The sequence below is a fragment of the Streptomyces sp. NPDC054834 genome (assembly GCF_053611185.1).
The window spans coordinates 24425-31527 of record NZ_JBSGZV010000073.1 but is presented as its reverse complement, the minus strand read 5'-3'; the positions used below and the strand labels follow the sequence as shown (position 1 = coordinate 31527).

General features: G+C 65.1%; 7 protein-coding genes and 3 pseudogenes. 7 read left to right on the top strand and 3 right to left on the bottom strand.

The window, feature by feature from the left end; all coding sequences use genetic code 11:
- Positions 1 to 200: pseudogene (locus ACWGJM_RS46075) on the bottom strand (IS607 family transposase); the annotation flags it as partial.
- A gap of 69 nt (positions 201 to 269) precedes the next feature.
- Between ACWGJM_RS46075 and ACWGJM_RS46070 the strand changes: the two are divergent.
- Positions 270 to 416 (top strand): annotated as a pseudogene (locus ACWGJM_RS46070) (peptide-methionine (S)-S-oxide reductase); the annotation flags it as partial.
- Between the two features lie 392 nt (positions 417 to 808).
- Positions 809 to 1135 (top strand): annotated as a pseudogene (locus ACWGJM_RS46065) (DUF4291 family protein); the annotation flags it as partial.
- A 62-nt stretch (positions 1136 to 1197) separates the two neighbouring features.
- Here ACWGJM_RS46065 and ACWGJM_RS46060 read toward each other — a convergent pair.
- The gene (locus ACWGJM_RS46060; RefSeq protein WP_453417767.1) at positions 1198 to 1821 is read right to left on the bottom strand and encodes a hypothetical protein; all 624 of its coding nucleotides are present in this window, start codon (positions 1819 to 1821) and stop codon (positions 1198 to 1200) included.
- A gap of 518 nt (positions 1822 to 2339) precedes the next feature.
- Between ACWGJM_RS46060 and ACWGJM_RS46055 the strand changes: the two genes are divergently transcribed.
- From ACWGJM_RS46055 to ACWGJM_RS46035, 5 genes are all read left to right on the top strand, one after another.
- Positions 2340 to 2525 carry a hypothetical protein gene (locus ACWGJM_RS46055; protein ID WP_453417766.1) on the top strand — a complete coding sequence of 62 codons (186 nt, stop codon included), beginning with the start codon at positions 2340 to 2342 and terminating at the stop codon, positions 2523 to 2525.
- 169 nt (positions 2526 to 2694) lie between these two features.
- A complete protein-coding gene (locus ACWGJM_RS46050) occupies positions 2695 to 2892 on the top strand; it encodes a hypothetical protein (RefSeq protein WP_453417765.1) in 198 nt (65 codons plus the stop codon).
- 263 nt (positions 2893 to 3155) lie between these two features.
- A complete protein-coding gene (locus ACWGJM_RS46045) occupies positions 3156 to 3572 on the top strand; it encodes a hypothetical protein (protein ID WP_453417764.1) in 417 nt (138 codons plus the stop codon).
- The gene (locus ACWGJM_RS46040; RefSeq protein ID WP_453417763.1) at positions 3554 to 3880 is read left to right on the top strand and encodes a DUF4839 domain-containing protein; all 327 of its coding nucleotides are present in this window, start codon (positions 3554 to 3556) and stop codon (positions 3878 to 3880) included. The genes ACWGJM_RS46045 and ACWGJM_RS46040 overlap by 19 nt, the downstream gene beginning before the upstream one ends.
- A gap of 506 nt (positions 3881 to 4386) precedes the next feature.
- Complete coding sequence (locus ACWGJM_RS46035) at positions 4387 to 5043, top strand: hypothetical protein (protein ID WP_453417762.1); 657 nt, start codon at positions 4387 to 4389, stop codon at positions 5041 to 5043.
- On the opposite strand, the gene ACWGJM_RS46030 is transcribed toward ACWGJM_RS46035, so the two are convergent.
- Positions 5040 to 7100: a restriction endonuclease gene (locus ACWGJM_RS46030; RefSeq protein ID WP_453417761.1), complete on the bottom strand. Its 2061-nt coding sequence runs from the start codon at positions 7098 to 7100 to the stop codon at positions 5040 to 5042. The two genes, ACWGJM_RS46035 and ACWGJM_RS46030, sit on opposite strands and share 4 nt — an antisense overlap.
- Positions 7101 to 7103: the final 3 nt, after the last annotated feature.

Genomic DNA, 7103 nt, shown 5'->3' with positions numbered 1-7103 from the left:
GCCTTCTGGTCATGGGAGGACACGCGGGCATACAGGCCCAGACCGCCCACGACTTCCGCAGCCGCGTTGGCGTCGATGTTCACGAGGATCGTGCGTGGTCCGACCCGCTGAGCCGGTACCGGCAACGTCCCATCACGGAACCAGCGATACGCGGTCTGCGGATGCACGCCCTGCCTCTTCGCCCACTCCGTCAGATTCACACTCTGACAACGACACTCACTCATACATGGTCACGCTCACTCACTCGACTTCGAGGGCCAGCAGTTGGAGACCCCACGCAGGGCTTCCGCCAGGGCAACGACGTGGGCACCCAGTACCGCTCCGCCATCTACACCCACACCCCTCAACAGGCCGCCACCGCCGAGGCCTCCCGCGCCGCCTACCAGAAGGTCCTGAGGCGTCAAGCGCGACGCGATCGACGTCGTCGCCGACGGCCTTGGTGATCTGCTTGGCGCAGCCGGACGCATGGTGGGCCAGGGCGAGCGACTCCACCCAGCCCTCGACGGTCGCATGCAGTGGCGTCCACCGTTCTGCATGGACGCCGAACTCACCGTGCGGTCCGATCATGTATGAGTAGGGGACCGCGGTCCGCTGCATACCTGCTTCGAACCACCACCCTTCGGACGGTGAGCCTTCAGGCGAGTCGGGATCGAAGTACTTGGGGCCGCCGTCGTACTGCGGAGCGGGCGGCAGGAGCAGCCCGCCCCAGCGTTGTTGAAAGGCGGCCATCCGGTCGATCACCACAGCCGGAACTTGCCGATCAAGCCACCACTGCCTGTGCTCCACACCCGGCCGGACGTCGACCTTGATGCCGTGCGCACTGACGAAGGACCGGGCTCTTCGCGTCAGCCCGTCGGGCACGTCGTTGATGAGGTTGAGGTTCACCGAGAGGACGGTAGCGGGCATGGCGACACGCCTGGAAACTGTCCCCTTTCCCATGCGCACCGAAAACAAGTGGCCACCCGCGTCGGCCGCCCCGACGCTGTACGCCATGGAACGACCGCAGCATGAGATCCGCGCCGCCTACGGAGCATCCACGATCACCGTCTATCAGGCCTACCCTCCAGAACTTGGCGTGCCCACCGTCAGAGAGGGAAGCTTTCCCGCCGCATGGAGACGGGACCGGATGACGTGGATCATCAAGCCACGTTCACAGACCTCGTCCATGCTGCCAGCGGCCCGCTGGGGAAGGTCGGCTCAGTCAAACGCCACGACCAAGCGGACGCCGTCATCACCGAAGCGGCCTGCCAGAGCCTTCATCACGGCGAAGACATGCGGCCAGTGCGTTTCAGGGCCCAGGACAGCGCCGACGGTGAGAGGTTCGTACGTGCACATCACTTCGTCGGTGGTCCAGTCCATGCGTTCCGTCGCACCGAGCAGATTCTCGGGCGGCACGCCTACCGCGGACAGAGTCTCCGGCGGCCAGGAAGCGGAAACGAGTTGTTGGTGCAGTGTCGACGGCAGCGATTTCGTGCGCCAGGTCAGCTGGCCGATGAACTGATCAGACACGGTCGCGAGGTCCATCGAGGCGATCTCCCCCCAACTGACCCAGCTCGCCCTGTGCAGGTCGCCCGCCGCAAGCCAGGACCCCAACTGCGAACGCATCCCGCTCGACAGATCGACGGGCAGGCCGCGGTCCGGTGCGAGAGGTTGGAAGCCCGCGTAGTTGCGCACTCCGAAGAGGCAGCCGAAGGCCTTGTAGTCGGTCTGGTCATACAGCGGCCAAAGATCCATGGCGGCTACCCACGGCTCACCGTCGTAGTAGTCGGTGTCGACGCCGGGGTGACGAAACTCGATGCCGCCGTGGATGTCTGTACTCACGAGGCGGCACCGTAACAGCGCCGGCATGAACAGGCACCGAGTTTGTCGGCAGGTCAGCAACGCTGGCGGGCCGTGTGCCCGTAGATGCGCAGCAGCAGTCTCTGAAGCAGTTCAGGGGCGGGCTTCCGTTCGAAGGATGCAGGATCAGTCCCAGAACCACGGCCGCCCATGTCTCGAAGAGCGGGCCGACGGGCTCCCAGCCCGGTCCGGGCAGGAAGTGGCACAAGATGGTCGGCTGCTCGATCCCGCACTCGCGGAGTTCACCGACCGCACATCTCCCTGCATGAGCCACCATGACCTGGTCGCTCTGTGCCCCTCCCGGTCTGACACCGAGGGCACGTTGGCTCCGTTCCGTCCGTGCAAACCTTGAAGCTCTCACCGTGGCCGAGACACTCCGGGCATGGCAGGCTGACGACTCCAGGGGAGGGGGACCGATGGCCGATGTACCACGGAGACACGAAGACGTCGTTGCCGAGGCGGTGGAGGCCTTGGGCGGTACCTGGGACACACAGCGAGCCGTGACCACACTGCGTGACTCCGGGCATGAGCCGGCCGATCTGCGGGCCGCGGAGAAGGAAGCACGGCGAGTTCTTCGCCGACTCGCCTCGAAGGGCTTGCTGGTGAAGATCGATCCGGTCCGGGCCATCTACAGGTCAACCGTCCAGGGCGGTGTGCCAACGGCCGGGCGCTCGGACAGTTCGTGACGAGACCTCACGACACTGTGCTCCAGAGCTGAGGCCGAAGCAGGGCCAACCAGCACCAGTCTCCGGTCATGCGATGGCGCGCGACCATCGGCGCGCATATGGTGCCCCGGGTCCATGCCGGCGCGCGCTTTGAGAACAGCACCGTGGTGGAGCGGTGCGAGGTGGCAGCGTGAAAGACGTGTTCGCGGCACTTGAAGAGCTGATCGACCACGATCCGAACCGGCAGGACGTCGCCGCCTCAGTCCTCGGGGAGCTTCTGCGCGGCACCGCATTCGACGCGCTCTCCGCTCGCCTGGTCGTCGGACGCCTGGTCGGCCTGGCTGTCTACGAACCGGTGGCCATGGTCGGCGAGCCGCCATGCCGATGATGGAGCCCGAGTTCCTCGCTCATGCGCTCTGCGTCTTCGGCGCGACACACGACGCGCAGGCCCGCCTTTGATCGATCCCTTCCTCAATCACCCCGACACGGACGTATGAGAGGAAGCCGAACGCGCGGAAGCCTTCGCGAGGAACTCGGCATCACCGATTTCACCCTCGGTTCCGAGCTCGATCCGGAGCACCAAGCACTCGGTCGACCTTATGCTCACGAGGCAGTTGGTATGAGCAGTACATTCAGGGGGCGCGCAGTCGCATGGCCGACGAGATCAAGTACGAGTACAAGACCGTGCGGACAGTTCGCGGCACCGACGGCTTGGTGATCTCCAAGATGCAGAAGGATGGGTGGGAGCTCGTAGAACAGGCCCAGGGCACGCTTCGCTCCACCCTCAACTTCCGCCGGCCGAAGAAAACGCAGCCATGGCTCCTGATCGGCGCGGCAGCCGCCGTCCTCGTGACCCTGGCCATCGTCGTCGGCGTTGCCTCTGCACTCAGCGGCGGAGAAGAGAAGAAGGACGAGTCGGGCAAGTCGACGGCCGCTGCGAGCGCGAAGCCTTCCGCTACGCCGACTCCGGCCGCAACGGAGTCGGCTGCCACTGAGGTGATCACGCCTCAGAACAACCCGGATTTCGCGGCGCTACTCAAGGCGGACTCGTGCGACGACGCGACCTGAACTTCGCGACCAGGCACAGGGGCGAGACGGTCGCGTTCAACGGCTCGATCGTGAACGTGGCGCACCACGGTAACTACGACACCCGCTACGACTTTCTCCTGGGCCCAGGCGACAAGGGGCCGAAGACGGCGGTCGGCCCTGCCTTCAAGTACGAAGACGTCAACATCCTTGGCCTGAAACTGACCGGCAAGAAGATCCCCGCCACCGTCGACGCAGGCGACAAGTTTCGTTTCGTCGCCGAGGTGGGCGAGTTCAACGCGGACCAGTGCGTCTTCTTCCTCGACCCGGTCTCGACGGAAGTCCGGTAGGCAGATGGGCAGCCGCGCCATCAGCCGCGGCCAGCAGTGCCCGCCGATCCACAGGCCCTTCCTATTCCTCGCTGGTTGCAGTCCGGATGCAGTACTGTCCCGGCCACTTACGGAACCGGCGCCCAGATGTCAGCCGTCGAATTAGCTCCACTCGACCCGGCCGTCGGCCAGTGGGGCGAGAGCGCTGCGGTGGGTAGCGCCGGCCCAGACGCTGAAGCGTTGTCACCTCCTTCGTCTGAGACATGCAGGTCGAATCCTTGAGCCACGTAGAAGCGGGCTGTTGGTAAGGCTTGACCTGGGTCATGAAGCCGATTTGACAGACTCCTGTGCGTCGGCGGCGATCGAAGCCGCAGACGGACTGAGTGTGTGTGAGTGCGGCGGCCCGTCCTGGTCGGGGATGCAGCCGCCCGGTGCTTGGACCGCGCCGGTTGCCGGTCCGCCCTGCGCTGCTGCCTGGATGTGGGAACTGTGGTGGGTGAACCCGCTGAAGTATGGATCATGGCTGCGTGACGAAGTGGACGAAGAACGAACCGCCGGTCGAGCAACCAGGCCCTGAGCCGGAGCTCTCCCCGTACCAGCAGGAGATGCGGCAAAGGCTCCTCGCGGCTCCGGTGGTACCAGCGCCCGAGCCTTGGCAGCGCACCGCTTACGCCCCGGTCGGCGGACTTCTCGGGATCGGCTTCGCCTCGCACCCCGGTACCGGCCACGACTTGGTGATGGTCGTCTCGCACGACGGGCATGGTCTCTTCGACGCCGTCACAGGAGAGAAGATCGCGCGGGATCGTGACTCTGACCCCGAGGAGGACAGCCGCGACGCGGATCCCGCTCTGTGGTGTCCGGGGTTGGGACCGGTTGCCGGAAGCAGGGTGCGCATCGCCGGACTCTTCGGAGGAGGACTTCACACCACCAGCGGAGACGGTTGGAAACTGGAGGTCGTTACCCCGACCTGGCCGAACGAACGAGTCCTGCTCTCCCGCGACGGTGGATTGCCGCACTCCGGTCCGTACGGAGAACGCTGGTGGCACATCTTCCACTCCAACTACTCCGAGCTTCGTGCCGCTGGATTCTCGCCCTCCGGGCAGACCCTTGCCGTAGCTACGAGCAGTGACGTGTCTTTGTGGACCCGTTGGGGCGGGTCCGGGTGTAAGGGGGCGGATCGCTAATCCACCTCGATGCCGTAGTCCTTGAGTAGTTCTTCCAGTCCGCCGGTGTAGCCCTTGCCGCCGAGGACGAAATCCCAGTCTCCGTTGGTCCTGCGACGGAAGGATCCGAGAACCAAGGCAGTCTCGGGGTGCCGGCCGTCGGAGACCTCAAGTCGTTCCAGTTCCGCCATTCCTGGGTCGCGAAGGCGGATGCATGCGTCCGTAAAGCCGGACAGGTCGGCGTTCGGGTTGACCTCTGGGTCGATGGCGGCCACGAGTACAAAACGGTCCGCCTCATCCGGCAAGGCATCGAAGGACACGCAGATCGCCGCCTTGTCGGGTGCGGTTGCTGGGAGAGCACGCACGGAGCCGTCCGGTGTCTGTGGGTTGTTGAAGAAGACGAAGTGATCGTCACTGAGGACCCGGTTGCCACGACAGACGAGAGCGCACGCGTCCAAGGCGACGCTTCCGGTCCACGACATGCCCAGGACGTTGTAGTTGGCGGGCAAACGCGTGTCCGGAACCGCCGACGTCGGCTGTGCCGGTAGGCGGCGGGCACTTTCGCCCAGGCGCCCGCGCAGCCCGTGACGATGCAGCAGGTCGACTAGCGCGGTTCCCGAGATCAGTTCCAGCGGCTTGCCGTTGGCGAAGGTGTGTGAGCCGGGCCCGAACTTCGACGTCGTCACGAGGACGCCCTTGTTGGCGCCGGCGTCTTGCACGGTCCCGTACAAGTCGCGGACAGCGGTGGGCGGCACCGTGTTGCGGTATCGCTTCACTTGCACGACGATCTTGCCGCCACGGATCGGCGTCGGATCCAGGGCGTCGACATCGACCCCGCCGTCGTTTGAGCGTTGAGTGGTGACTGCTTGCATCCCCATGGCGCGGAAGAGGTCCGCAACAAGATTTTCGAAGGCGATCGGGTCCATCTCGTACAGGTCGGGGTCCTCGTCGCTGCCATGCGTGACAACACGGTTCCCGACTTCCTGCGGCCGGCGACTCGGCCGCACCGAGATGAGTTGGTCGGGGCGAGCCGAGAGTTGTCCGCGCAGTGCATCGGCAAGGCAGCTACCGGCGTCTACTTGCGCCAAGTGCAGCTCGCGGAACGTTGAGCCAGGAGCCATGACGGTTGTCAGGTAAATGTGGCCCGGTCGGCCCGTCGTAGGGTCGTGGTCATCCACGAACCCGTTCAGAGTCACGGAGTCGAGCGCCCCCAGTTCATCCGCAGCGAAGAGTTCGTGCAACACCAGCAGCATGCACTGCGCCAGGACCTCCCGGTACAGGGACCGCCGTTGGCCTACTGGTCGAGGGGTCTCCTTGTCCTGGTCCGCAGTAGGCATGTACCGGACAGACTTGACCTCAGGGACGACGCTGTAGCCGGGCAGCTCCCAATCCAGCACCAGCTGTCCGGCTGCCGGGTCATAGGCAGCTGTCACCTGACGTGGAAACCCCTCAAGCCACGTTCTTGAGGCGTAGAGAGCGGCGGAGAAATACTCAACTACAGAATCGGATTCGCGGCGCCTGACTCCATCCGTCAGTTCGATGACGCCGGTGTTGTGCTGCCGTACCTCGGTCAGTTGGGCGTTGGCCCACTCCTGGTAGTCCCGCTGGTACGACGCCAACTGCTGTTGCCGCTGCGTCTCAGCCGCCTGGGCCGCATGCCAGTCCCGCTCGAAGCGGGCCCGAGCGTCGGCCTGAGCCTGAGCGCGGCGACTGGCAGTCCACCCGCTTTGCGCCTGGTAATGATCGAAGTTCGGCATGGGTATGGGCTGTGCCAGTGGTCCTGGAGAGAAGGGCTCGATGTCTTCAGGGCGTATGAGCGAGGAAGCCCTGAAAGCCGGGGCCTGGCAGCCCGAGGCGAGAAGACCTTGTAGCGCCGTGACCTGCGCGTCCAGTTCCTGAGTGCGACGTAGTGCCTCTGCCTGCCGGTACTCGCGGTAGTCCTGGGCAGCTCGCCGCTGATACGCACGGGCTTGCTGTGCCTCTTGCCTCTGTCGTCTGGCTTCGGCCTCCATCTGGCGCTGTTGCTGCCTCTGCATCTCAGCCCAGACGCCGACCAAGCCATTAGAGCGACGACTCATGTC

Excerpts from the sequence above, each read along its gene's own strand:
- ACWGJM_RS46030 (WP_453417761.1), bottom strand. The coding sequence starts at position 7,100 with ATGAGTCGTCGCTCTAATGGCTTGGTCGGCGTCTGGGCTGAGATGCAG.
- ACWGJM_RS46045 (WP_453417764.1), top strand. The coding sequence starts at position 3,156 with ATGGCCGACGAGATCAAGTACGAGTACAAGACCGTGCGGACAGTTCGC.